Genomic DNA, 24,643 nt, shown 5'->3' with positions numbered 1-24,643 from the left:
GATCTAAAGTAAGGATGAAAGTAAAAATCTTTCATATACTCAACATAAGCATTCAGATAGTTGTGGATTAAAAAAACTATCGTTGCTTATCAATGAAAAGGATTTGATCGTTATGTAGCAGCACGCTACCGACACTCTCGATAGCGAAAAATAGGAACAGGATGTTCCCAGCTGCCTCTATAGCAATCAAACATTGCTAGCCTTCCGCACCGCGGAACAAGGAGACGCTATGGGCTCGACTGACAGAACGCTAACCAGCCGTAACTCACACGATAAATCATCGCGAAAAATCTTTGTCCTTGATACCAACATCCTGCTCCATGAACCCCACGCTATATACTCTTTCCAAGAACACGATGTCGTGATTCCAATGACCGTATTGGAAGAACTGGATCGCATAAAAGACAGCAAACGCGATGTCGCGCGCGATGCTCGAGTGGCCATCCGAGCTCTGGAAGCGATTTTCCATGATGCGACGCCTGAAGAAATCTCCCAAGGGATCCCGTTAGCCACAGAGCATCAATCTACCGGGACCATTTCGATTCTGGCCGATTTTGACATCCCCGATAACGACAAAGCGTTTGCTGACAAGGCGGGCGATAATCGAATTTTAAATGGTGTGATTGCGCTGCAAAACCGCCGTGCTCCTCGTGAAGTCGTATTGATCACCAAAGACATTAATATGCGTTTGCGAGCCAAAGGCGCTGGTGTCCAATTTGTCGAAGACTACCGCACCGACCAATTAATTGATGATGTGCAATTTCTCACCAAAGGGTTTAATGAATACCAAGGCAACTTTTGGGATAACTTTAAACAAGTTGAAAGCCAAAATTGTGGCAGTAAAACATTTCATACCGTGGATCGTGAAGGGCTAGAACCGACCTTTATCAACCAATATTTAATTGATGAAGATAGCGATTTTGCAGGCAGAGTCGAAGCTCTTGAACCGACCAAAGCCAAAATCAAAGATCTCAGCCGAGAGCGTCTGCTACACCGTCATGCTTGGGATATTTACCCGAAAAATATTTATCAAGGTATGGCGATGGATGCCTTACTCGATCCTGAAATCGATCTGGTGATTTTAACCGGCGCTGCAGGGAGTGGTAAAACCATGTTAGCCATGGCAGCAGCATTAGAAATGACCATCGAAAAGAAAATGTTCGATAAGATCATCGTCACTCGTAACACCCCTGATATCGGCGAGGCGATCGGCTTCTTACCCGGCACTGAAGAAGAGAAAATGATGCCATGGCTTGCGGCGATCACCGATACCTTAGAAGCGCTGCATAAAAATGATCACTGCACCGAAGGGTCGCTAAAATACATCTGCGATAAAGCCAATATTCAATTTAAATCCATCAACTTTATGCGTGGCCGCTCAATCCAAAATGCTTTTGTCTTATTGGACGAATGCCAAAACTTAACCGCCTCACAAATCAAAACCATCATCACACGTTGTGGTGAAGGCACCAAAATCGTCTGTTCAGGTAATCTAGCCCAAATAGATTCCACTTATTTAACCCCGGTGACCTCTGGTTTAACCTATATGGTTGAGCGTTTTAAAAACTTCGAAGGCAGCGCCAACATCCACTTAAATGGCGTAGTCCGTAGCCGCTTAGCGGAATTTGCCGAAGAAAACTTATAACAATCAAATAAATACCACTCACACTTCTGACGGTGCACACAATGCACCGTCATTGTCTAGTAATAATAATAGAACTGATTATTATTAAACTTTATTTTATAAAACCAAAAAATATTAGACCGCCAAGCACCATCACTTATAGAATCGCCCCCCTTCCCGCCGACACACGGACTGCAAATCTAAATGGAATTAAATTTTTAAGCGGCAGTTTTATTTTCGGAGTGATTATGTCTACTGATCTGCGTTTTATTCTCAAAGGTTTTGGCCAATTCTTCTTTTTAGCTGTACTTGTAGCTCTACCGGTGCTGGCTGTTTCTTATGATCTCATCTATCTACACAATGGCTTATCTGAAAATTCATTGACTGAATATTTTCAAGAAACCTTACTATTTTTAACGGTTTTATCTTTTGGTTATATTGCTATAAAAGAGTCTTCAATCCGACACTTTTGTGTACTAGTGACGGGATTTTTTACCTGTATGTTAATTCGTGAGTTTGATGAATTGTTAGATCTTATTGTTCACGGATTTTGGGTTTACCCAGCCTTATTTGTTGCCGCGATGGCAATAGCGTACGCATCAAAAAATATCAAACAAACCATTCATACTTTTGCTCATTTTACCCGAAGCCGTCACTTTCTATCTTTATGTTTAGGCATGGCATTGCTATTAGTTTTTTCCCGCCTATTCGGCATGGGATCATTTTGGCAAGGAATACTGGGAGATGGATACGATAGATTAGTAAAGCTAACAGCAGAAGAAAGTGTAGAGGTTTTAGGCTACACCATTATTTTTTACTCAGCCGTGGGTTATTTCCAAAACTACTTAACTTGGTGTAAATACCGCCTTGAAGGTGAAGAATACTCAGATTACATCGATAAAAGTCACCAGTTTTTCACAGATCGTTTATCCAAATAATAGAAGATAAAAAATATATTCTGTGAATCTAAAGTACGAAAAAGAGAGAGCCCGGTAAGTAACTCATCAGAAATTTTAGAAAAATCACTAAGCCCCACTGGCTTGAAGAAAAGCGCGTAGATGGGCATTTTCACTAGTTTGAGTCAGTGCATCGATGGTGGCACATTCAGTCACTCGACCTTGCTCCATAAACGCAAAATGACTGCTAATCGCTTTGGCATCGGATAAATGATGCGTCACCATCAATACGGTGATATTGCGCTCTTTGGCTAAACTGGCCACCAGCGATAACATCTCTTGACGTAAAACTGGGTCTAACGCAGAAAAAGGCTCATCCAATAACCAAATTGAATGGGGCTGAACAAAGCACCTTGCTAGCGCAACCCGCTGCCGTTGCCCACCCGATAACTGCTCAGGTAGACGATCCAAGAGTTCCACAATCCCGACTTGCTGCGCCGCTTGTTCGACTTGCTGTTTTTGTTCAGTGGTTAATTTCAAACCCGGATGCAAACCAAGTCCAATATTTTGCCTGACCGTTAAGTGGCTGAATAAATTATGCTCTTGAAACAACATCGATAATGGCCTTTGATGAGGCTGTAAACCAAGCACAGACAAACCATCGACTTTAATCTCCCCTTGCTTGGGTTCAATAAAACCTGCAATTAAACTGAGCAAGGTGGATTTCCCTGAGCCACTAGGTCCCATCAAAGCCATAATAGAGCCACGTTCTACCTGTAAATCAAAGTAAAAGGTTTCGCTTTGATAATCATAAATAATGTTTTGGATCTCAATAGCACGATTAGACATGGTCATTCTTCTTCATTAATTAACGACTACTTCGTTTAAACACGACATCAATCAAGCTAAAACAGATGACGCTAAACACCAACAAACACAGTGACACCATTGCTGCCGCTGGCATTTGATAACTACCAAGCAGTTGAAATAAATACAAAGGCAAAGTCGTAAAAGATTGATTACCAAACAGTGCCACTGCGCTTAAATCCCCCATCGAAAACATAAAACTGATCGCAAAGGCGTGAGCAATTGGCTTGTTAAGCGCTTTCCACTCGACCATTTTAAAACGAGTCCAGCCCATCATGCCTAGGCTTTGACATAAAAATTGATATTGCTGCGCGGTTTGCAACATCGGTTGCGACAAGGTTTTAATAATGTAAGGCAACGCCATTAAACTATTGACTAAAATCACCATCACAAAAGCGAGACTAAAGACGTCAACGTAATTACGCAGCAATAAAAATAATCCGGTACTAATTACAATCCCAGGGGTGACCAAAATAATCGTTCCCATCAATTCTAAACGCCCAGCGCGCTGACGTCGTCCTTTCAAGTGCCAAGCTCGACTCGTTAATAAAATCGCAATGCCCATGACTAAAGCAAGCGAACTGGCTAGCGTCGCCACTTTAAGCGAGGCCATTAACGCCTGCCAGAACTTGGCATCTTGTAGCACCATTAATGATTGAGGATTCAAGCCTTGCCATATCACCATCAACAACGGTGGTAGAACGAGCAATATTGCCGCCATGATCCAAATGCTATCCCAAATTTTCGCTGAGCGAGAATCTATCCATCGTGGTAAAACTTGCTGACTAGCCTGAGTAGAGGCTGGCAACGTCTTGGCCAAACGCAATAATAATAAACTTAACCCACCACATAACAACATTTGCCATAGCGCCAGAATCGCCCCCGCTTGCAAATCAAAATCAAACTTTATGGCTTGGTAGATGGCCAGCTCAATGGTGGTGGATTTAGGCCCGCCACCTAATGCCATGACGGTTGAAAAACTGGTAAAGCACAACATAAACACTAGGCCAGCAACATGCGGTAATTGCTGCCGCATGCGTGGCCATTCAACTTGGCAAAACTTCTGCCATCCATTCATTCCCAAATGAGAACACAATTTATGTTGCTCATTAGGGATCGACTCTAAGGCATGCAATAACAAACGACAGGCGTAAGGCAGGTTAAAAAAGACATGGGCAATTAAAATGCCATTTAGCCCGTAAATCGAAAATGGCAAACGCGCATCGAAGGCTTTAAATACCTCGGCGACTAAACCACTATTCCCTAAGATCGCTAAAATACCGAATACCCCAACCAACACTGGCAATACCAATGTTGAAGCGAACAGCTTTAATAACAGCGACTTACCTATAAATTCTCGTCGAGATAGCGCATGAGCCACCGGTATCGCGAAGCCAACACTCAGTAACGTAGAAAACACCGCCTGATAAAAGCTAAAAAAAGTGATATGTCGATAATAAGGATCCGATAAAATCCAACTGATATTCAAGCTAGGGGCGTGCTGAACCAACGCCCCTATGGTTGCGCAGACAAACAAACCGATAGTCAGCGCAACCGCAATACCGAGCTTAGGAACAGAAACATTAACCACGTTGCCAACCTGTTGTCGTCTTGAAAAATAAAAATCGATTCATGTACTTATTATGCTTTTATTGTGACAAAGCCATTTGCCATTCTCGCGTCCAACCTTTCAACTGTTTAGCCACCACTTCTGGCTCTAACGACAACATCTTGTTTGGCACCGTTAATTGCTCATAACCTTTTGGTAATTTAACGTCTGTCACTGGGTACATCCAATTACCGGTTGCCATTACCGATTGAAAATCATCCGTTAAGATAAAGTGCATAAACTCATCGGCCAACTTAGGATGCTTGGTACTTGCCACTTTAGCTGCCAATTCTATTTGCGCGTATTGGCCTTCTGAAAAATTAGCAGCAGCATAGCGATCATCATTTTCAGCAATAATGTGATAAGCCGGAGAGGTACTATAAGACAACACCATGTCACTCTCCCCTTTTAAAAACATCGGGTAAGAATCTGACCACCCTTTGCTCACGGTAACGGTTTTGTCAGCAATTTTCTGCCAAGCTTGCGCCGCATTATCGCCATACACCGCTTTCACCCACAGTAATAGACCTTGGCCGGTAATCGAGGTGCGTGGATCTTGATAGATAATATTGAAATCATCACGTTCCACTAATTCTTTTAAACTTTTCGGCGGATGGTTCATTTTGGTTTTGTTATAGATAAACGCGAAATATCCATAATCAAAAGGCACAAAATAAGGGTTATTCCAACCACCGGGAATAGTCACTTGAGAGGTATCAACATCATGCTTGGCAAGCAACCCTGTCTGCTGAGCTTGCGCCATAATGTTGTTATTTAGCCCGAGTACGACATCCGCCTTAGTGTTATTACCCTCTAAACGAATACGACTGAGCACCGATCCGCCATCATCCAAGGCGACGAAGTTCAAGTTGCATCCACACTGGCTTTCAAAAGCTTGTTTAATTTTAGGACCGGGTCCCCAATCAGAGGTAAAAGAATCGTAGGTATAAACGGTTAAGGTAGGCTTTTGATCAGCCATTACCGAAGAAGACAAAGCGGCAATACAAGAGAGCGAAAGAAAAGTAATAGCTTTAGATGTGAAGTTCACTAGATCAATCCTTATTTAGTGAGCGGCACAGGGAATAAGGAGAAAAGGAAACAAATCCTACTCAATTCCTACGCCAGCATTATCTGGTTCAGGTCACGGGTGTTATCTCAGCCAAATCACATGATTCAGCACCCCGATGAGTTGTATGGCCAAGTAATCTTATGGGACTCGTCTCTTGACGTTACTTGGGCATATAAATTGTAAGTTGTTGCTTAGCAGGAGGCGAGCAGTTCTCCGCGATTAATAACAATAATGTTAGCTAGAGCGTTGATCATAACCCCAACGAGGCACTAAACCTTGCTCGACACCTAAATGATCAAGAATTCTCGCCACCATAAAATCGACTAAATCTTCAATGGTTTTCGGCTGATGATAAAAGCCCGGCGCGGCCGGCATAATGGTGACACCCATTTGCGAAAGCTTGTGCATATTTTCTAGATGCAACGTCGAAAATGGTGTTTCACGTACCACCAGCAAAAGCTGCCCACGCTCTTTCATTACCACATCGGCAGCACGTTCAATTAAGTTATCCGACATACCGTGAGCAATCGAAGCCACACTCCCCGCAGAGCACGGACAGACCACCATTTGTTTTGGCGCAGCCGATCCTGATGCTACCGGAGAAAACCAATCTTCTTTACCGCAAACCACCAATTTCTCACTGCGACAATTAAGATGTTCAACCAACGCTTTTTGCGCAGCTTCCGGTCCACTTGGCAGTTTTAAATCATGCTCGGTAGCCATCACGACACGGGCAGCCGATGAGATGAGCAAATAAACGGTATAGTCTGCGGCTAACAAACACTCTAACAAACGCAACCCATAAGGCGCACCTGATGCGCCAGTAAACGCCAACGTGATCTTCTTTTCCACCAATTGAGACATAATATTTCCCTCAATAAAAAGAGACAAATTCAAAGCAAAAGGATCATAGTGATCTTTATACCTACCATGATCTTTTTGCTTATGATGATCTTTTTACTATTTTTGCTGTAAAGCTTGTAATAACTTGGCGTGGATCCCTTCAAAGCCACCGTTACTCATCACTAAGATCTGATCACCTGTTTGCGCTTGCGCCACGATATGCTCGACAAAACTGTCAATATTGTCATCGACATAACTTGGTTGTGGGCATTGCTGAGCCACCTCTTCTACCGACCATTGAATGTTACTTGGTTGATATAGGCAGACTTGATCTGCATGTTTAAAGGCGGCGGCTAACGTCTTCTTATGCACGCCCATTTTCATAGTACTTGAACGAGGCTCAAATACGGCAATAATTTTGCTATCACCGACTTTATTACGTAAACCTTCTAAAGTGAGATCAATCGCGGTTGGGTGATGAGCAAAGTCATCATAGACCTTAATGCCCTTCACTTCGCCTTTTAGCTCTAGACGACGTTTAGTATTGATGAACTTGCCTAATGCTTCACAAGCCAAATCGGGGGTCACGCCCACATGACGCGCGGCGGCAATCGCCATTAAAGCATTATTCACATTATGATCGCCGACTAAATCCCACACCACATCGCCATGATGCTGTCCATCTAAATACACTTGGAAGTGACTGCCATCTTTTTTCACTTTCTCGGCTTTCCAATGGCCATCGTCCCCAATGTATTCTAATTCGCTCCAGCAACCACGCTTGATAACATCTTTTAAGCCGTCATCATTGCTTGGTGACAGAATTCGGCCATTGCCCGGTACTGTACGCACTAAATGATGGAATTGGCGCTTAATCGCTTCCAGATCATCGAAGATATCCGCATGATCGAACTCTAAATTGTTCATCACCAATGTACGTGGGTGGTAATGCACAAACTTAGAACGCTTATCGAAAAAAGCACTGTCATATTCATCGGCTTCCACCACAAAGAACATGCTTTCACCTAAACGGGCCGACACGCCAAAGTTACCCAACACGCCACCGACTAAAAAGCCCGGTGCGTAGCCACAATCTTCTAAAATCCAAGACAACATACTGGATGCGGTGGTTTTACCATGAGTGCCAGAAACCGCCAGAACCCAACGATCATGCAGTAAAAACTCTTGTAGCCATTGCGGTCCAGACGTGTATTTAAGGTTATTGTTCAATACATATTCAACACATGGATTACCACGGCTCATCGCATTACCGATCACCACCAAATCAGGTGCAGGGTTTAGTTGTTCAGGATCAAACCCTTCAATAATTTCAATACCTTGAGATTCAAGCAATGTACTCATGGGTGGATAAACATTGGCATCACAACCCGTGACTTTATGCCCTAACTGACGAGCTAAAACCGCAGCGCCACCCATAAAAGTGCCACAAATACCAAGAATATGAATATGCATAACAGTGTTTCCAACCTAAATGCTAAGGGCTGTGACTCCTGTGAAGTCAACAGCCCATAGGGTCTATAAATAAATGTACGATTATTCCGCATAGTACCTCAAACCAGCGAAAAAGTATGGTTGATTTTCGAGGTAACCCTTTAGAAAACTTCAAATGTCACATTTGTGAAATTTCACAAGTTACTTCATTACCATTAAAAAGTTTGCCACCTTACAATGCGATAAGCCTAAACCTTACAGGCTTTATTACGCTTAACGACACTTTAAAAGGACAAATCATGTCGAACATGCGCACGCTTGGTGAATTTATCGTAGAAAATCAACATCACTTTCCCCATGCAAGTGGTGATTTATCATCTTTACTTGGCTCAATAAAATTGGCCGCCAAAATAGTCAACCGTGAAATCAATAAAGCGGGATTAGTCGACATTACCGGTTCAGTAGGCGCAGAAAATGTTCAAGGAGAAGAACAGCAAAAACTCGACCTGTATGCCAATGACAAATTCAAAGCGGCACTAGAAGCGCGCGATCAGGTGTGTGGCGTGGCCAGTGAAGAAGAAGATGAAGCGGTCGCTTTTAATAAAGATCTCAATAAAAATGCCAAATATGTCGTATTGATGGACCCACTCGATGGTTCTTCCAATATTGATGTTAACGTTTCAGTCGGTACCATCTTCTCTATTTATCGCCGCGTCTCTCCAATTGGTACGCCGCCTACCGAGGAAGATTTCTTACAACCTGGCCATAAACAAGTTGCGGCCGGTTATATCATTTACGGCTCATCGACCATGTTGGTTTATACTACTGGCAATGGCGTTCATGGTTTTACGTATGACCCATCCTTAGGTGTTTTTTGTTTGTCTCATGAACAAATGATGATTCCTGAAACTGGCACCATCTATTCGATCAATGAAGGCAATTACATTCGCTTTCCTACTGGGATCAAAAAATACATCAAATATTGCCAAGAAAATGTGCCTGAAGATAATCGCCCTTATACCTCGCGTTATATTGGTTCTTTGGTAGCCGATTTTCATCGCAATTTATTAAAAGGCGGGGTGTATCTTTACCCAAGCACGGAAAGTCACCCAAATGGTAAACTGCGTTTATTGTATGAATGTAACCCGATGGCTTTTTTGATGGAGCAAGCTGGCGGTAAAGCAACCGACGGTAAAAACCGCATCCTAGATTTAAAACCCACCGAATTGCACCAACGGGTTCCTTTTGTGGTTGGCTCACCACTGATGGTAAATAAAGTGGAAAGCTTTTTAGAGCAATATCCAGAATAACCGCTTGCCTTTGTAAGGGATAAAGATAAGAGGAACCTATTTCTCTTATCTTTTGCTTCTTGTCGCCCTAGCTAGCCATAATTTCCTTCGCATATTTTACCCAAGTTCTTTACAAGTCCATTACAAGTCACGGTATAATCAAAACGTTAATTTTAAATCTAAGTTATCCCAAGATAGCGAAACCGAGAAAGGAAGCCCAATGAGCTTGAATAATGTACCTGCGGGTAAATCACTACCAGACGATTTATATGTAGTAATCGAAATCCCTGCGAATGCCGATCCAATTAAATATGAAGTTGATAAAGACAGCGGCGCAGTGTTTGTTGACCGCTTTATGTCTGCACCAATGTTCTACCCATGCAACTATGGTTATGTGAACGACACATTATCTCTAGATGGTGACCCAGTAGATGTATTGGTTCCGACACCTTTTCCACTCATGCCAGGTTCTGTGATTCGTTGCCGTCCGGTTGGCGTACTTAAAATGACCGATGAGTCAGGTGAAGACGCGAAAGTAATTGCGGTACCGCACAGCAAGTTGTCTAAAGAATACGATCATATTCAAGACATCAACGATGTACCTGAGTTATTAAAATCTCAAATCACTCATTTCTTTGAGCGTTACAAAGACCTTGAAGAAGGTAAGTGGGTCAAAGTCGATGGCTGGGAAGATGTTGCATCAGCACGTAAAGAGATTCTAGAATCTCACCAACGCGCACAAAAATAAGCGTTTTTTCATGATGAAAAAAGAGCCCGTCCTGGGCTCTTTTTTTATGGATGAATAGCGAGTAGTAACACTACATTCCTCCGGCATGAGACTGAACTCCTGCCATATAATCTTGGCGGAAAAACGGATCGATATTATCGCAAATACCTCGATACGCCTGTCCGGTCGAACCTAGCCAAGAAGCATTCTGGCTACAATATTGTTTTTGTCCGGTCGCATAACCTTCTTGGTAAGCCATATAAGCTTCATCCGTTAAATTCGCCGAGCTTTTAGCAAGCTGATGTTGGCTATGTTCAACCAAACCTTTCGCGGCAGTTTGCTCACCATAACTTTGCCATGCTTGACTATCGGCAGTGTTTGGGGTGTCGCTATGATGAGATGCACAACCCGCCACAACCAATAGCGCAAATATTGCGAGGGCTTGTTTCATTACATTTATCTGTTTCATGTCTGTCTCCATTAGCAATAAAGGTGACTTGTTAAGTATAACAACGTATTTGCTGTACTGTTAAATACGCTTGAACGACAAGACAGTTCACTTTTTTAGCCAAAAGAATGGTCACCACGTTGACACCAATCACCAGAATGCAGCACTTTCTTCAATAAGCTTTTGTTTTGATATAGATATATCCAAGCGTGTCCGTATGGCGTATTGATTAACTCTCGATCATATTCATGGGGATAATCTTCCAATATATCCAATTGCTTCATAGTCTCGTCATCAACCAAATAAACTTCTGCGACTAAAGCTTGCTCACCTTTTATCGCCGCAGGATAAGGCCCTAAATCAAATAATTGAAATTGCGCTTGCGTGATAACTTTGCCTAAAAATTGGCTGTGAGATAATAAATGGTGATTCGACTCACCTTGACGTAATGTCCCGTAAACCAACACTTGATGTTGCATCATCTTCCTTTCCTAAGGACATCAATTAAAACTAAACTGGTAAAGGAAATCGACGGCACTATCTACCCCCGTCACCGCTTCGACATAGAAATCGGTGAGTAACTCATAACGCACGGTAAACTCCCCTAACGCATTAAAGATCCCAACACCATATTTCACTTGCAAGCCAGGAGCGATATACCCACTTACGGTTACTTGAGAATCATCACCAGAACCAGCCGTACCTAATTGTAAATCTTGAACCCCAAAAGCTTCGCCCAACTCCCCGACTAACTTACCGCTTTTCGCTAAACTCAAACCAATTAAAGCCGTCGTCATGGTACTGCCTCCGGCCCCATCTTCAATCCCTCGGCCTCGTAATAAATAAGATAGCGCATTCGTTTGTGACATTGATGGCTCAGAGAACACCGTCACTTCAGGTGCATCAGCAGGGCCACTCACTTGGATCCCAGCGATCACATCGTCTTGCGTATTCTCTGGATTACGGATCGCCTTAATCGCCACATAAGGTTGATCAGCAGGGCCATTCATCAAGATCTTACCTTCTTGGATAATCAAATCTTGACCAAAGGATTGGTAGTAGCCTTTTTCGATCCTCACTTCGCCTAGAATAAAGGGACCTTTATCTTTCTGAGAGACTTTCAAACTTCCCACCAAATAACCTTTTAAGCCAAAAGCGGACAAGCTCACATCATCACCAATATTGATAGTGACATCGCTCTCCAATGCCATTGGAAGACCATTATTCTCCTCTACTGGTTCTAAATTCTCATCAAGAATCACTTCATCTTTGGATACACCTATCGCACTCTCGGGTAAATCTTCAACCAATATCCTTCCCCAAGGGATATCAATATTACCGGTTATCTTGGCTAATTGAGGGGTTATCGAAATGGTTAAATCAGGCTTCACCTTCAGTGCCACCATTGGTGGAGATTCGACTTTCAGTTCATCCCCAAAAACTCTTAAATGGGCATTCCAATTATCACGTTGCGCCCAATTAGCATCCCCTTGTAACTGTAAATCACCATCATCAGTTTCTAATACACTACTCAAGGTCGCCGAATAGCCACTAAACTTCGTTTTGACTTCCCCTTGGTGAATATCTACAGGGAACATCGGACCTTCTAATTGGAAATCTTCAATATCAAAATTACCCAACACTTTAGGGTTTAAAATCGGCCCATTAAAATCAAGGTTAGAATTCACATTGGCATTAAGACGGTTTTGCTCTCCGAGTAAAGGTCGTAAAAAACCTAAATGAATGCCTTCGATAGTATTGTCACCATCAATCGACATCTGCTGAGCTTGAACATTAGGAATGGTGGCTTGGCCTTTAATTTGACCATTATTGGTTAATGCCAATAGCCAACTCATATCGAGCTTATTTTTCTGCAAATTAGCCGATAATTGAATCTTGTCCCAAGGAATGGTGAGTGGTGTATCCAGCTTCTGCACAATATTGCCTGAGGAAATATCCACTTTCACTTTGACTTGAGGGGCTTGATTATTCGCCCATTTCAACCAAGCATTCACGTTTAGCTCACCGTTAATCTCAGTATCTTGTGGAAGAAATATCGCCAATTCATCAAATGAAAATTGTTGCACCGACAATGTCGCTTCGCCATCACTGCCTGCTGAAAGATCCTTATCTAAACAAATTTTCGAGGGGAGGTGCTGCCAACAATGCGCTTGAACATCGACACGTTGAGAGGCCAATTGATAGCCAATCGCAACGGCGTGATCAATCTGCCACATAGGGTTGGTTTTTTTATTGGTATTCGGTTCCATTAAAGTAACCTGAGCCGACGTTAATTGCCCTTTCCAAGCTTGTTTAGGCTTATTGACCATGCCACCTTGTACTGCCATGGTGGTTGAAAATAAGTCCGTCATCATATCAAGATCAAGTTGATGCGACTTTTCATTGCCTTTGAATGCTAAGGTTAAATCTTTCAGTTGATGGTTTTGATATAAGCCACCTTGTGCACTCAAGCGAATATCGCCACTCGGTGCCGGCAATGGCGAGACTTGTCCTTTTAATAGCAAAGATTGAAGTTTGGCTTCACCTTGATTCCAATCGATGTCACTTAAGGATAAGTCCGTTAAAACCTGCGGAGACCGTTGTTCACCACGCAGCTGAATATCCCCTATCGCTTGGCCTTTAAGGTCGGGAATCGTTTCTGATAATTTCGGCATATTAACAGCAATATCCATATCCCATTGCTGATCTAACTTGCCCTTTATTTTTAGACTATTTGCCGCATGAGATAATCTTAACCCTCGGGTGCGAACAATATATTTTCCTTTACCGGTTTTATCACTGGCATTGAGTTGCCCTTTTAACGACAGTGGATAATTCCGCAGTTTCCCATCAATGGCAAGGCTAGGGAAATGCACAACCCAGCCACCTTGTGAGGTCAAATTTCCAGTTGTGATTAAACTGCCATTTAACATCCCTTCCGCTTGCGGCCATTGCAAACCCGGTTGAATATCCGTTAACCCCAAAGTGGCTTTCCAATTTAATGGCGCTTTCCAATTGACCATCGCCTGGCCAGTTACATTACCGCCTAAGGTATCGATATTCAGTTTATGAAAATCAATCTGATCAAGGTTTCCTTGGGCATCAAGAACAATATCTGACGCAGGTATATCAGCCCCTGAAACTTGCGACTCCAAAGTAAACTGATAACCCTCTAATGAACCATGACCATCTAGGTGCTCGATATTCACTTTGTAGTCAGATTGACCTTTAAGCGGCCATTGAGCTTTACCATTTTGCAATGACAAACCAAAAGGTAACGTCGCTTTCAAAGGCTTAAGATTCGCTTTGATTTTTGCCTCAACACCACCAGAAAGCGCTGCGGTCATATTGAGGTTAGCCACACTACCCTTGGCATCAAGATGAATCGCTTGACCAGAATAGTCCGGCATTTTAACCAGTCCTTTTGCTTGAAGCGTTAACGGGTAGTCACCAGACATCGTTAGTTTAGTCTTTAAGTCTAAATCGGCCTCTGGCATATCAAGTTTGAGTTCTGGAATAGTTAACTGGCTCCCCATCAGTGAGCCTTTAAAACCCAAATGATTCACCTTAATCGGAGCGGTTTGCTGCAAAATAAAATCGTCAACATCAAATTGCTCGACTTTCAAATTGATCGGAAGCGTAACAGTGGGAAGGGTAATATCTGGTCGTTGAGCCAATGGCGTATTATCGACGGGTTCTGATCTCTTTTGACCATCATCAGGGGCGAGCGTTAGGCGAATTTTTTGCCAATGTGTTGGTCGCAATGTCAATGTGCGACCTTGCATATACAATCCTGTTGAGAACTGATGCCAAGAGGCTTTATAACCTAAGATATTAAGATCGATATCGTTAAGAGCGAGATGAGTCAGTGACACAGGAATAGGCATAAAAATCGTCGGCATGCTCGAACTCCCCTCATCGACCTCTTCGCCTTCAGACGCGGGCAAGTTTGGCATATCAAACGTTAACCCGTTGATCGCGATAGTATCAAGACATACCGAATGTTCGAATAAGCAATCCAATGAGGTTGAAAAATCAAAGCGTTTCAGCTCAGTGGCAATACCTAAGTCAGGGCTTTTATATTCAAGATCGTGCAACGTAAAAGCCGGTAATAAGCTCCCTTCAGTTGAACCGACTTTAAACTCTGGTACCAATTTCTGCGCAACCCATAAACCACTGTTTAAACCCACATTGGTAAACAGCAGCACCGCCACCAATAAAAGCGCAATCAGCACCGTTGTCGGTATCAACAAAATAATACCAAGTAGCCATTTGAGTAATCGTTTCATTACAACTCTGGACCTAAAGTAAAGTGGATACGGAATTCATCACCGCTATCGGCATCTAGTCCATAAGCAAAATCAAGACGAACCGGACCAACGGGCGATCCCCAACGAATGCCTAAGCCAACCCCTTTTTTCCAATTTGGAGTATCGGTCCAAGCATCACCAACATCCAAAAATGCCGCCCCCCACCAATTGCCAGTGACTCGATATTGATATTCGAAACTCGACGTCGCCATATAGGCACCGCCTTCTAATTCATTATTTTCATCTCTAGGTGAAATTTCTTCGTAACCATAACCTCTTAGCGAGTTAATCCCCCCTACAAAGAAACGCAAGGACGGTGGGACTTCCGACCAATTATCGGCAAAGGCACCTCCCGCATCCACTCGAGTTAAAAAGCGATGGTTACGGCCAATACCTCGAATCCAGCCAGTATGACCGAGCACACGAATAATGCGAGTATCGGAAAACAAGGTGGGGTCACCATATTCAAAACTAATGCTTTGTTTATCGCCCCACATTGGCATGGTGTTACCGCGCGATCTTACCCGCGAAAAAGAAATCCCCGGCAAGGCAAATAATGAATGCCCAGATTCAGATGCTTGAATATAGTCTTCATACAATAAGCGTAAATAAATGGTTCGATGCCAACCATTATCGTAGAGCCAATGCCTTTCAAATGACAAATTTTGCTCTTGGCTATCGGTGTCATTATCATTTTCATCTTTAAATCCGTATTGCACTAAATAGTAATCTTTTAGGACATCGTCTAATGGGATTTTATAGTTAGCAGTAAAGGTTTTTTCTGGGTGCGATAACATCACACTGGCACCGACACTGTGGCCATATTTATTGAGCCAAGGTTTTTTCCATGAGAGCTTACCTCGAGGCCCAACATCCGTTGAATAGCCTAAGCCGGTCTCAATTTGATTGCGCGTTTGAGGAGAAACCCTCACCTTCATTGGTAATGATTTTTCTTCATCCACGCTGGCAATATCCGGTTCGACTGAAATATTAGAAAACCATTCAGAGCTGGATAAATTTTGATTTAACTCTCCAACCAAAATCGATTGGTAAGGGTCACCCGCTTGATAAGGTACCAAAGATTGAACGCGTTTTTGCTCAATTTGGCTACCAGAAATACTGGTTGAACCAAATACGTAACGTTGTCCACTTTGATAATGCAGATGGACAAAAGCTTGATTACGGCTTGGTGACACTTGCAAACGCGTAACAATAAATTGGCCGTCGAAATACCCTTTCTGCAATGCCAAGTTACGCAAAGCGCTCTTCAACCCTTCATAATTACCATGGTTTAAAACCTGGCCTAAATTTAATTTTGAGCGATCGATTAAACGTAAAAAATCCGCATCGGTTGCCGCCTCACCTTCAATCACAATATCACTTTCATAAATGATCGTCGGGATACCGGCATCTACGGTCACAATAATCTCATGATCTGCTTCCGGATTATCACGATCCCCTTCTATCTTAAATTGAATATCAGGGTTGTAATAACCCAGAGCTTTAAGCGCATCGGTAATATTTTCTTTGACGCGAGATTGAAAACGTAGCGAAGTGGAATATTCACTCTCTTTGATTGCCGATAAGTAAGAGGAGACATTATCTTCTAGATCACCATCTAACCCTTCGATAGTGAGATCTGTTTCTGCATAGCTAGGGGTAGCCGAAAAAATCAGCAAACAGGTCAACAATGAAGTGAGATGACTCTTTTTCATAAGTGAATATTTGTACTCATGGCCCAAACTACTGTAATTTGTCAGATCAAAATAGGGATTACACTACTTTAATTGGAAATGATCACAGGGATTCGTCAGTCTATGGTTAAGGTCTTTTTGACCTCATATATTGTATGCGACTTAAACTACCAGACTTTCCCTGTTCTCAAAAGTCGAATAAGGATTATTAATGTCGAATAAAGATAAATTAATCACCCAAGAAACCGCATTAACCGGTCGTGATGAAAAAATGCTTATCACTGAATTGCATTATATTAATCAAACCGATTTAACGGCTGAGAAACCAACAGGAAGTAAAGAAGTGCTATTAGGGCTCGGATGTTTCTGGGGTGCTGAACGCGTTTTCTGGCAACTTGATGGTGTCATAAGTACTTCGGTAGGCTATAGCGGTGGTTATACACCAAACCCAACCTATCAAGAAGTGTGCAGTGGTGAAACGGGGCATGCGGAAGTGGTTCGTGTCATTTTCGATCCAAGCCAATTGTCACTACAAGAGCTGTTGGTCGTATTTTGGGAGAAGCACGATCCGACTCAAGGAATGCGCCAAGGTAATGATATTGGTACCCAATATCGCTCGGTTATTTTTACTGAAGATACGAACGATCTTACGATTGCAGAACAAAGCAAAGCAACTTACCAGCAAGCGATTGGTGAATCATTAAGTAAAAATATCACCACCGAACTAGCAGTGATGGGTGACTATTACCTCGCCGAAACTTACCACCAGCAATATTTAGCCAAGAACCCACAAGGCTATTGCGGTATCGGTGGAACCGGTGTGTGCTTCCCACCTAGCTTAAGCGAATAACCCAAGCCTAAAACCTACATATAGGAAGACGACCGACATAAACAGGCTTAACGGTAAGCCTGTTTATCTAAGCAATACCTTCAAGACTCCAACGATAGTTGATGAATCGCTAAGTTGACCTCTTTCATAATCTTTAATTGTTTTTTATTCGACACATCAGGTAATAGCACTTTACCTTTATCGAAATAAAATTCCCCAACACCTTTGATACCAAAATGCCCTTTAAATACAACTTTCACAAAACGGGCAATTTGAAGTGGACGATAGCGATTAAAAATTGGCTGCATGTTCATGTGTATATCCAGATTATTGTTATTTTCGATAGCGTTCTAACAAGCCTGATTCACATCATTAAGATGGCAATCTCGCATTGGCCATTAGTATGGTTATAGTGGCTAAAATTCAATTGAGCCACATTGATACAGTAAAATTGCTGCAAAATAGTGACAAGGTGCAAACTCCTCACTCAAGACACTCTTTATAGTCAAAAAAAGTTACGCAAAATTAGAGCCAGACAACATTTCGTACTTTTCAAATTTGTTTATGCGCTATTATATGAGGACTTTCTCATTTCCAGCATCTAACTAGGTAGACAACGATGATAAGAAAACTATCCATTGCCCTTTTTTTGAGCATGATTTCACTCACAGTGAGCGCTAATAACATTCAGGTTGGTCGCAGCATTCCGGCGGTAACCATCGAAAAAGGAGGCGAAATTTTCCTTCAAAATGACGATTTCAACTACTTACCTTGGAATACAGAATTGCTACTCGGCAAAGTGCGTGTCATTCAGGCGATTGCCGGGAGAAGTGGTGCGAAAGCAATGAACGCGCCATTAATGGAAGCCATCACCAAAGCGGATTTTCCTGCAGACAAATATCAAACAACCACCATCGTCAACCAAGATGATGCCATTTGGGGAACCAGCTCTTTTGTAAAATCATCAGCAGAAGATGGTAAGAAAGACTTCTCTTGGTCTTCGATGGTATTGGATCAAGAGGGTGTCGCAGCCAAGCAATGGCAACTGACACCGAAGTCTTCCACCATCATTGTGCAAGATAAAACAGGTCGAGTGCTCTTCAACCAAGACGGTGAGCTAACTCCGCAACAAATTAACCAAGTATTACAATTGATTAAGCAAAATCTTTAATTGACACAAATTGTAATAACATAACATTTCTGCTAGATTGGTGGTTGTTATAGTATAACAATTATCATTCTAGTGAGATGCATAAACTTCATGCTTGCTCTCACATTTATCCTCTAGCCAATGAGAGCCCAACATGCATAAAATGACCGCCATCTCTTCAATTTTATCTGCCAGCTTACTAAGTTTGCCAAATCTAGCTGTCGCCGCCGATCAACATGAATTCCGCCAACATCAACCTCATGTTCATGGCATAGTCACGTTCAATATGGTGCAAGATGGTAATGACTTTTTAATCGAGGTTACCTCTCCTGGACAAGATATTTTAGGGTTTGAACACGCCCCAACTAACCAAGAGGAGCAACAAGCTTATCAACAAGCAGTGGCTCTACTTAAGCAACCCAATCAACTATTCACATTGACTAAAACAGCGAATTGCCAGCCAATAGACTCACTAATAAAAGACAATATTGGTCAACAAATCGAATCTGAGCATGATAGCCATGACCAGCATCACGATCATGAGTCACACCACGACCACGACCACGACCACGACCACGACCACGACCACGACCACCAGCATGGCACCTTCACTCTGCAATACCAGTATCAATGTGACAATATTTCGCAATTATCGACTATCGATACTCAATGGTTTTCTCACTTTCCGGCCACTCAAACCATTGAGATTAACGTGTTAACCGATAACGCCCAAAAACACATCGAACTTAAGCAGCCAAACCAAAGCATTCAATGGTAAAGTCATTATTCAATGCAATTTACGTCGCGGCCTGCTCCGCGACGTCGCTTTATTTAAAAGATAAGCCTAAAAAGAGACCAACATGACGATTTCTCTTGCAATAGAACTCAAGCAAGTCAGCTTTACTTGGCCAAAACAAGCTACACCAACCTTAGTCATTGACTATTTATCGATTCCCTTGCAACAACATGTATTTATTCAAGGGCCAAGTGGTTGTGGAAAATCGACATTATTAAGTTTATTAACCGGCATTATTACGCCACAAGTCGGCCAAATCGACATTCTTAATCGAGCTCTCAATGGGTTATCTCAATCTCAGAGAGATCAATTTCGCGCTCAGCATATTGGCTATATTTTCCAGCAATTCAATTTACTGCCTTATCTTTCTGTACTTGAGAATGTCTTACTGCCTTGCCGCTTTTCTCAAGCTCGTAAAGCTAAAGCAGAACAACAATCAGAGTCTTTAGCACAACAAGCAACACAATTATTAACAAGGCTACATTTGCCTGCATCGTGCTTTGATCGCCCTATTAATGAACTTAGTATTGGCCAGCAACAACGAGTTGCCGCGGCTCGCGCGCTGATCGGCCAGCCCGAACTAATCATTGCCGATGAACCGACATCTGCCCTTGACCCAGAAAACCGCCAAGCCTTTATCGAGCTCTTGCTGGAAGAGGCGAATCGCTCCGCTGCAACCGTCATTTTTGTCAGTCACGACTCAAACCTGCGCCGTTACTTTAACGTTCATGTTGATCTTCCGACGATGAATCAGGTGAATCAGGAAGGGGAAAGCTCATGAGTGCCATTATCTCTCTGGCTTGGAAAAGCTTACTCAACCGAAAAACCACCGCGCTATTAACGATTTTGACAGTGGCCATTTCAGTGGTATTACTGCTCGGAGTCGAACAGATTCGAACTCAAGCGAAAAGTAGTTTTGCCAATACCATTTCGAGCACAGATTTAATTGTCGGAGCTCGTTCTGGTGAAGTGAATTTACTGCTTTATTCGGTCTTTCGAATTGGCAATGCAACCAACAATATCGATTGGAAAAGCTATCAAGATATCGCTCATCTGCCACAGGTAAAGTGGGCTATTCCGATTTCATTGGGGGATTCACACCGCGGATTTCGTGTGATGGGCACCAATCAGGATTACTTTACATTTTACCGCTACGGAAGTAAGCAACCACTTACTTTCTCGCAAGGGCAAGCGTTTCATGGTTTATTTGAAACCGTGATTGGCTCGGATGTCGCCAAAAAACTCAACTACCATCTCGGTGATGACATTATTATTGCGCATGGCATCAGTGATAAATCCTTTACACGCCACAAAAATCTCCCATTCACTATCACCGGTATTTTAGCGCCAACCGGAACCCCAGTAGATAAAACAGTTCACGTATCACTCGGGGCAATTGAAGCGATACATGTTGGATGGGAATCAGGTGCCCATCTCGGGCATACACCAGATAAAAAAGCATTAGAAAACCAGCAATTTGAACCCAAAGAAATTACCGCTTTTATGCTCGGGCTCAACTCTAAAATTCAAACCTTTATGCTACAAAGGCAAATTAACAATTATACGAAAGAACCGTTAAGTGCCATTTTGCCAGGCATCGCGCTCAGTGAATTATGGGGAATGATGTCGGTGGCAGAACAAGCCCTCATGGTGATTTCAGGCTTTGTGGTGATTGCGGGTCTATTAGGAATGTTAACTAGCCTATTAACAGGGTTACAAGAACGACGCCGTGAAATGGCAATATTACGTGCGATGGGTGCACAGCCAAAACACATCTTCTTCCTATTGATGAGTGAAGCCAGTCTATTAACCTTATTAGGGATCGCGGTTGGCACCGGACTTCTTTATCTAGTGTTGACGCTGAGTGCTCCACTCATTGAACATCAATATGGCGTCAAAATTGCTCTAACAGCTTTATCCCAACATGACCTTATGTTACTAATGCTGGTACAACTGTCAGGGATAATCATTGGGTTATTTCCATCGCTCAAAGCATATCGTCATTCTGTCGCCGATGGCATGACCATTAAGGTATAACGATGCAAACGTTCGTCAATCAACCGTTCAAATGGAAACACTTAACAAGGGTTGCATGGCTTATTGTTCTGGTTAATTTATTTTCTATCCCACTGGCTCACGCGGAAACATCACAAGAACCGCTCAAGTTAGATTGGATTGATTTAGTGCCAGTCGATGAACAAAAAAACTTTGATAAGCTCGGTATGCCTGCACCAGGTAATCACACTGGTGGCAAAGCAAAGCAAAACCCCATCGGTCATACTCGTCCAGAGCTGAATAACAGCTATGTGAAAATCCCCGGTTTTGTTATCCCCTTAGAAGGCGACCAAAACACCATTACTGAGTTTCTATTAGTGCCCTATTTTGGTGCCTGTATCCACGTACCACCACCACCGCCCAACCAAATTATTTATGTCAAATTTCCCAAAGGCGCGCCCGTTCAGCAATTATGGGATGTGGTGTATGTGGTCGGTAAATTAGAAACTCAAGTGCTCGATCATGACTTAGCGCAAACTGGTTATACCCTACAAGGAGACGCCATCGAAGAATACGATGATCAGTAATCGTAAACACACGAGAAAGGGAGCCCATTGACTCCCTTTTTTCTATTCCGTTAATTTGTGTTCTCTTCATTGTCAGTTAAGCAATAACCGACCGATCTCGTAAATGCTGCAAACACATTTCCACCAGCTCATCCAATGACATTTCACCGGCTGGTAAATCAATCTCAGGCTGTTGTGGCGCTTCATATTCCGAATCAATCCCCGTAAAATTCGGAATTTCGCCTGCTCTCGCCTTCTTATATAATCCTTTCGGGTCACGCTGTTCACATACCTCTAGTGGCGCATTAACGAACACTTCAATGAATTCCCCGTCCGGCAGTAAATCTCGTACCATCTGGCGCTCAGCTCGATGTGGAGAAATAAAAGCGGATAAGACAATTAAGCCGGCATCCGCCATGAGTTTTGCCAACTCACCAATACGACGAATATTCTCTCTGCGATCTTGTGATGAAAAACCTAAATCACTGCATAATCCATGACGAACATTATCGCCATCGAGTAGATAGGTATGATAACCCAAGCTCGCTAGTTGAGATTCAAGAGCCCCTGCCACTGTTGATTTACCAGCACCAGATAACCCTGTAAACCAAAGCACCACTGGCTTTTGCTTTTTCAAATCTGAGCGAGTTTGTTTAGTCACCTGATGTTGATGCCAAATTACATTTTCATCTTTATTCAAAACAGTCATTAATAGAGTCCATCCTACTGAGTTTACTTTTCATAAAAGTAAGCTTTAAAAAGGGAAGAAATAAGGAATTAGCGTCAATGTTACGACCGAATAAACGATCGAGATCGGCACTCCCACTTTAATAAAATCGTTAATATGGTAATTTCCAACGCTATACACCAACAAATTGGTTTGATAACCATAAGGAGAAATAAAACTGGCGCTGGCGCCAAACAATACCGCCATAATAAATGGCATAGGATCCACGCCATAGCCTATCGCCATGCTGTAGCCAATAGGAAAAGCCAACGCTGCAGCAGCATTATTGGTAATAAGCTCGGTTAAAATCAGCGTCAACAAATAGGTCGCAATCAATGCCCCCATTGGCCCACTACCATTAAACAAATAAATGAATAGATCGCCCATTTGCTTAGATAAACCAGACGACATCATTAATTGAGCCAAACACAACGCGGAGCCAACGATCACCATAATATCAATAGGAAATCGTCGTCTTAGTTCACTTATTCCAACGGCACCTAGAGCAAGCATCAATATGATATAACCCGCTAACCCCTTAATGATTGGGATCACTCCAAGCAGCGATAACCCAATAATTGCCGCAAAACCGAACAACACCAAAGATGATTTGGTTCGATCTAATTTTGCACTCGAATCAAGATCGTTAATCAAGACGAACTCTTTACCATGATCTTGACGAGCCGAGTGGAAGCCTTTACCGGGAACCAACACCAAGGTATCGCCTGCTGCCAGTTTTACATTTCCTAAACCGCCTTCTAAACGTTCGTGTCCGCGACGAATCGCCACCACAACGGCATCAAAGCGATCTCGAAACTGGCTCGACTTTAACGTCTTGTTGCAAATCGAAGCCGATTGACTGACCACCACTTCAATAAAACTTTGTCCATTCAGGTGGTGTTGACCAAATAATGTTACTCCAGGGATCTCTTGTAAGGTAGCGACACTTTCTACATCACCACAAAACAACAAACGGTCTTTTTCCAGTAACACTAGATCTGGGGTGACTGACGCTATTGTCACGCCATCTCGAATCACTTCGGCTAAAAATAACTTACGCAACGCTCTTAAATTATTTTGTGCGATACTTTTCCCTATCAAAGGAGAGCCCGCTTCCACTCTCGCCTCTAAAAAATAAGGAAGATCGTCTTGCTCGTGCACATCGCTATTCGGTAATAAGTAACTAAGTGGAATGAGCACCAAAACACCAATCACTAAAATGGCGAGGCCAATGCAGGTCGGTGCAAAAAAGCCAAGACTCGGTAAGCCAGCATCCACCACAAAACTATTGATGATCAAATTGGTCGAAGTGCCAATTAAAGTCAGCGTACCGCCTAAAATAGCGGCATATGAAAGTGGAATTAATAACTGCGATGGAGCATGTGACTGGTTACGTTTAATCGCTCCAATCAAAGACACCACCACCGCGGTATTATTGGTAAAAGAAGAAAGAAAGGCGGTCGAAAGACCTAATTTAGCGACAACGCTCCCCAATCGACCGGAAGAAATATGGCGGCTGATCCAACTGATCAGCCGCGTTTTCTCTAAAGCACATGAGGCTAAAATCAATAACACTAATGTCAACAATGATGAATTAGTAAAGTTCTTCGCGATGCCATCAAGATCCACTGCGCCAGTCATAAAAGCGACCAACGCAGCACTAGCAAAAATAAAGCTCGGCTTAATCTTGGTGAAGATTAAACTGCCAATAATGGCGATTAACAGCAGTAACACCAACCATTTATCCCACAT

22 protein-coding genes and 1 riboswitch are annotated in these 24,643 nt (G+C 42.7%); of the genes, 10 read left to right on the top strand and 12 right to left on the bottom strand.

Annotated elements, in window-relative coordinates; translation table 11 throughout:
* Positions 1-229 precede the first annotated feature (229 nt).
* Positions 230-1,645, top strand: coding sequence for a PhoH family protein (locus VRUMOI_RS01695; RefSeq protein WP_089140041.1), 1,416 nt, complete (start codon positions 230-232; stop codon positions 1,643-1,645).
* 41 nt (positions 1,646-1,686) lie between these two features.
* Entirely contained in the window at positions 1,687-2,562 is an 876-nt protein-coding gene (locus VRUMOI_RS01690; protein ID WP_197712949.1) for a hypothetical protein, read from the top strand.
* Positions 2,563-2,649: 87 nt separating this feature from the next.
* On the opposite strand, the gene thiQ is transcribed toward VRUMOI_RS01690, so the two are convergent.
* From thiQ to mpl, 5 genes are all read right to left on the bottom strand, one after another.
* The gene (thiQ, locus tag VRUMOI_RS01685) at positions 2,650-3,369 is read right to left on the bottom strand and encodes a thiamine ABC transporter ATP-binding protein (protein WP_089140089.1); all 720 of its coding nucleotides are present in this window, start codon (positions 3,367-3,369) and stop codon (positions 2,650-2,652) included.
* Positions 3,370-3,388: 19 nt separating this feature from the next.
* Positions 3,389-4,978: a thiamine/thiamine pyrophosphate ABC transporter permease ThiP gene (gene thiP / locus VRUMOI_RS01680; protein WP_089140040.1), complete on the bottom strand. Its 1,590-nt coding sequence runs from the start codon at positions 4,976-4,978 to the stop codon at positions 3,389-3,391.
* Between the two features lie 58 nt (positions 4,979-5,036).
* Entirely contained in the window at positions 5,037-5,999 is a 963-nt protein-coding gene (gene thiB / locus VRUMOI_RS01675) for a thiamine ABC transporter substrate binding subunit (RefSeq protein WP_269459979.1), read from the bottom strand.
* Between the two features lie 93 nt (positions 6,000-6,092).
* A riboswitch (TPP riboswitch) is annotated at positions 6,093-6,190 on the bottom strand.
* A 109-nt stretch (positions 6,191-6,299) separates the two neighbouring features.
* Entirely contained in the window at positions 6,300-6,929 is a 630-nt protein-coding gene (locus VRUMOI_RS01670; protein WP_089140038.1) for a flavin prenyltransferase UbiX, read from the bottom strand.
* Between the two features lie 96 nt (positions 6,930-7,025).
* Positions 7,026-8,381, bottom strand: a complete 1,356-nt coding sequence (gene mpl, locus VRUMOI_RS01665; RefSeq protein WP_089140037.1) for a UDP-N-acetylmuramate:L-alanyl-gamma-D-glutamyl-meso-diaminopimelate ligase — start codon at positions 8,379-8,381, stop codon at positions 7,026-7,028.
* Positions 8,382-8,659: 278 nt separating this feature from the next.
* Here mpl and fbp point away from each other — a divergent pair, with 278 nt between their 5' ends.
* Both fbp and ppa read left to right on the top strand, forming a co-directional pair.
* Complete coding sequence (fbp, locus tag VRUMOI_RS01660) at positions 8,660-9,670, top strand: class 1 fructose-bisphosphatase (protein ID WP_089140088.1); 1,011 nt, start codon at positions 8,660-8,662, stop codon at positions 9,668-9,670.
* Between the two features lie 199 nt (positions 9,671-9,869).
* Complete coding sequence (gene ppa, locus VRUMOI_RS01655; protein WP_089140036.1) at positions 9,870-10,397, top strand: inorganic diphosphatase; 528 nt, start codon at positions 9,870-9,872, stop codon at positions 10,395-10,397.
* Positions 10,398-10,467: 70 nt separating this feature from the next.
* Here ppa and VRUMOI_RS01650 read toward each other — a convergent pair whose 3' ends face one another.
* The 4 genes from VRUMOI_RS01650 to tamA all read right to left on the bottom strand — a co-directional run bounded on the left by VRUMOI_RS01650 (position 10,468) and on the right by tamA (position 16,849).
* Positions 10,468-10,845 (bottom strand): DUF2799 domain-containing protein, encoded by a 378-nt coding sequence (locus tag VRUMOI_RS01650; protein WP_231897473.1) that lies wholly within the window; start codon positions 10,843-10,845, stop codon positions 10,468-10,470.
* A 95-nt stretch (positions 10,846-10,940) separates the two neighbouring features.
* Positions 10,941-11,303 (bottom strand): gamma-glutamylcyclotransferase family protein, encoded by a 363-nt coding sequence (locus VRUMOI_RS01645; RefSeq protein ID WP_089140086.1) that lies wholly within the window; start codon positions 11,301-11,303, stop codon positions 10,941-10,943.
* A gap of 21 nt (positions 11,304-11,324) precedes the next feature.
* A complete protein-coding gene (gene tamB, locus VRUMOI_RS01640; protein WP_089140035.1) occupies positions 11,325-15,113 on the bottom strand; it encodes an autotransporter assembly complex protein TamB in 3,789 nt (1,262 codons plus the stop codon).
* A complete protein-coding gene (gene tamA / locus VRUMOI_RS01635) occupies positions 15,113-16,849 on the bottom strand; it encodes an autotransporter assembly complex protein TamA (protein ID WP_089140034.1) in 1,737 nt (578 codons plus the stop codon). Before tamA ends, tamB begins: the two co-directional genes overlap by 1 nt.
* A gap of 190 nt (positions 16,850-17,039) precedes the next feature.
* Between tamA and msrA the strand changes: the two genes are divergently transcribed.
* Positions 17,040-17,678 (top strand): peptide-methionine (S)-S-oxide reductase MsrA, encoded by a 639-nt coding sequence (gene msrA / locus VRUMOI_RS01630; RefSeq protein WP_089140033.1) that lies wholly within the window; start codon positions 17,040-17,042, stop codon positions 17,676-17,678.
* Positions 17,679-17,758: 80 nt separating this feature from the next.
* Here the strand turns inward: msrA and VRUMOI_RS01625 are convergent, their stop codons facing one another.
* A complete protein-coding gene (locus VRUMOI_RS01625; RefSeq protein ID WP_089140032.1) occupies positions 17,759-17,971 on the bottom strand; it encodes a DUF1107 family protein in 213 nt (70 codons plus the stop codon).
* A gap of 305 nt (positions 17,972-18,276) precedes the next feature.
* On the opposite strand from VRUMOI_RS01625, the gene VRUMOI_RS01620 reads away from it, so the two are divergent.
* The 5 genes from VRUMOI_RS01620 to VRUMOI_RS01600 all read left to right on the top strand — a co-directional run bounded on the left by VRUMOI_RS01620 (position 18,277) and on the right by VRUMOI_RS01600 (position 22,185).
* Entirely contained in the window at positions 18,277-18,828 is a 552-nt protein-coding gene (locus tag VRUMOI_RS01620; protein WP_089140031.1) for a YtfJ family protein, read from the top strand.
* Between the two features lie 133 nt (positions 18,829-18,961).
* Positions 18,962-19,585 carry a zinc uptake protein ZrgA gene (zrgA, locus tag VRUMOI_RS01615; protein WP_089140030.1) on the top strand — a complete coding sequence of 208 codons (624 nt, stop codon included), beginning with the start codon at positions 18,962-18,964 and terminating at the stop codon, positions 19,583-19,585.
* Positions 19,586-19,667: 82 nt separating this feature from the next.
* Positions 19,668-20,384 (top strand): ABC transporter ATP-binding protein, encoded by a 717-nt coding sequence (locus VRUMOI_RS01610; RefSeq protein ID WP_089140029.1) that lies wholly within the window; start codon positions 19,668-19,670, stop codon positions 20,382-20,384.
* The gene (locus VRUMOI_RS01605; protein ID WP_089140028.1) at positions 20,381-21,640 is read left to right on the top strand and encodes an ABC transporter permease; all 1,260 of its coding nucleotides are present in this window, start codon (positions 20,381-20,383) and stop codon (positions 21,638-21,640) included. The genes VRUMOI_RS01610 and VRUMOI_RS01605 overlap by 4 nt, the downstream gene beginning before the upstream one ends.
* Positions 21,641-21,642: 2 nt before the next feature.
* On the top strand, positions 21,643-22,185 hold the full coding sequence (locus VRUMOI_RS01600) for a DUF3299 domain-containing protein (protein WP_089140027.1): 543 nt from the start codon (positions 21,643-21,645) through the stop codon (positions 22,183-22,185).
* A 76-nt stretch (positions 22,186-22,261) separates the two neighbouring features.
* Here the strand turns inward: VRUMOI_RS01600 and cysC are convergent, their stop codons facing one another.
* On the bottom strand, positions 22,262-22,873 hold the full coding sequence (gene cysC / locus VRUMOI_RS01595; RefSeq protein WP_089140026.1) for an adenylyl-sulfate kinase: 612 nt from the start codon (positions 22,871-22,873) through the stop codon (positions 22,262-22,264).
* A 45-nt stretch (positions 22,874-22,918) separates the two neighbouring features.
* Complete coding sequence (locus VRUMOI_RS01590; RefSeq protein WP_089140085.1) at positions 22,919-24,643, bottom strand: SLC13 family permease; 1,725 nt, start codon at positions 24,641-24,643, stop codon at positions 22,919-22,921.

It is taken from the genome of Vibrio rumoiensis, assembly GCF_002218045.2.
GTDB lineage: Bacteria > Pseudomonadota > Gammaproteobacteria > Enterobacterales > Vibrionaceae > Vibrio > Vibrio rumoiensis.
Note: the sequence above shows the minus strand (reverse complement) of the source record. Positions and strands in the feature narration are given on the sequence as shown.

Bases quoted from the DNA above. Each gene is read 5' to 3' on its own strand.
- VRUMOI_RS01625 (WP_089140032.1), bottom strand. From the start codon at position 17,971: ATGAACATGCAGCCAATTTTTAATCGCTATCGTCCACTTCAAATTGCC.
- VRUMOI_RS01670 (WP_089140038.1), bottom strand. From the start codon at position 6,929: ATGTCTCAATTGGTGGAAAAGAAGATCACGTTGGCGTTTACTGGCGCA.
- ppa (WP_089140036.1), top strand. From the start codon at position 9,870: ATGAGCTTGAATAATGTACCTGCGGGTAAATCACTACCAGACGATTTA.
- tamA (WP_089140034.1), bottom strand. From the start codon at position 16,849: ATGAAAAAGAGTCATCTCACTTCATTGTTGACCTGTTTGCTGATTTTT.
- msrA (WP_089140033.1), top strand. From the start codon at position 17,040: ATGTCGAATAAAGATAAATTAATCACCCAAGAAACCGCATTAACCGGT.
- VRUMOI_RS01600 (WP_089140027.1), top strand. From the start codon at position 21,643: ATGCAAACGTTCGTCAATCAACCGTTCAAATGGAAACACTTAACAAGG.
- fbp (WP_089140088.1), top strand. From the start codon at position 8,660: ATGTCGAACATGCGCACGCTTGGTGAATTTATCGTAGAAAATCAACAT.
- VRUMOI_RS01610 (WP_089140029.1), top strand. From the start codon at position 19,668: ATGACGATTTCTCTTGCAATAGAACTCAAGCAAGTCAGCTTTACTTGG.
- cysC (WP_089140026.1), bottom strand. From the start codon at position 22,873: ATGACTGTTTTGAATAAAGATGAAAATGTAATTTGGCATCAACATCAG.
- VRUMOI_RS01605 (WP_089140028.1), top strand. From the start codon at position 20,381: ATGAGTGCCATTATCTCTCTGGCTTGGAAAAGCTTACTCAACCGAAAA.
- VRUMOI_RS01645 (WP_089140086.1), bottom strand. From the start codon at position 11,303: ATGCAACATCAAGTGTTGGTTTACGGGACATTACGTCAAGGTGAGTCG.
- mpl (WP_089140037.1), bottom strand. From the start codon at position 8,381: ATGCATATTCATATTCTTGGTATTTGTGGCACTTTTATGGGTGGCGCT.
- VRUMOI_RS01650 (WP_231897473.1), bottom strand. From the start codon at position 10,845: ATGAAACAGATAAATGTAATGAAACAAGCCCTCGCAATATTTGCGCTA.
- VRUMOI_RS01690 (WP_197712949.1), top strand. From the start codon at position 1,687: ATGCACCGTCATTGTCTAGTAATAATAATAGAACTGATTATTATTAAA.
- thiQ (WP_089140089.1), bottom strand. From the start codon at position 3,369: ATGTCTAATCGTGCTATTGAGATCCAAAACATTATTTATGATTATCAA.
- tamB (WP_089140035.1), bottom strand. From the start codon at position 15,113: ATGAAACGATTACTCAAATGGCTACTTGGTATTATTTTGTTGATACCG.
- zrgA (WP_089140030.1), top strand. From the start codon at position 18,962: ATGCATAAAATGACCGCCATCTCTTCAATTTTATCTGCCAGCTTACTA.
- VRUMOI_RS01695 (WP_089140041.1), top strand. From the start codon at position 230: ATGGGCTCGACTGACAGAACGCTAACCAGCCGTAACTCACACGATAAA.
- VRUMOI_RS01620 (WP_089140031.1), top strand. From the start codon at position 18,277: ATGATAAGAAAACTATCCATTGCCCTTTTTTTGAGCATGATTTCACTC.
- VRUMOI_RS01590 (WP_089140085.1), bottom strand. From the start codon at position 24,643: ATGTGGGATAAATGGTTGGTGTTACTGCTGTTAATCGCCATTATTGGC.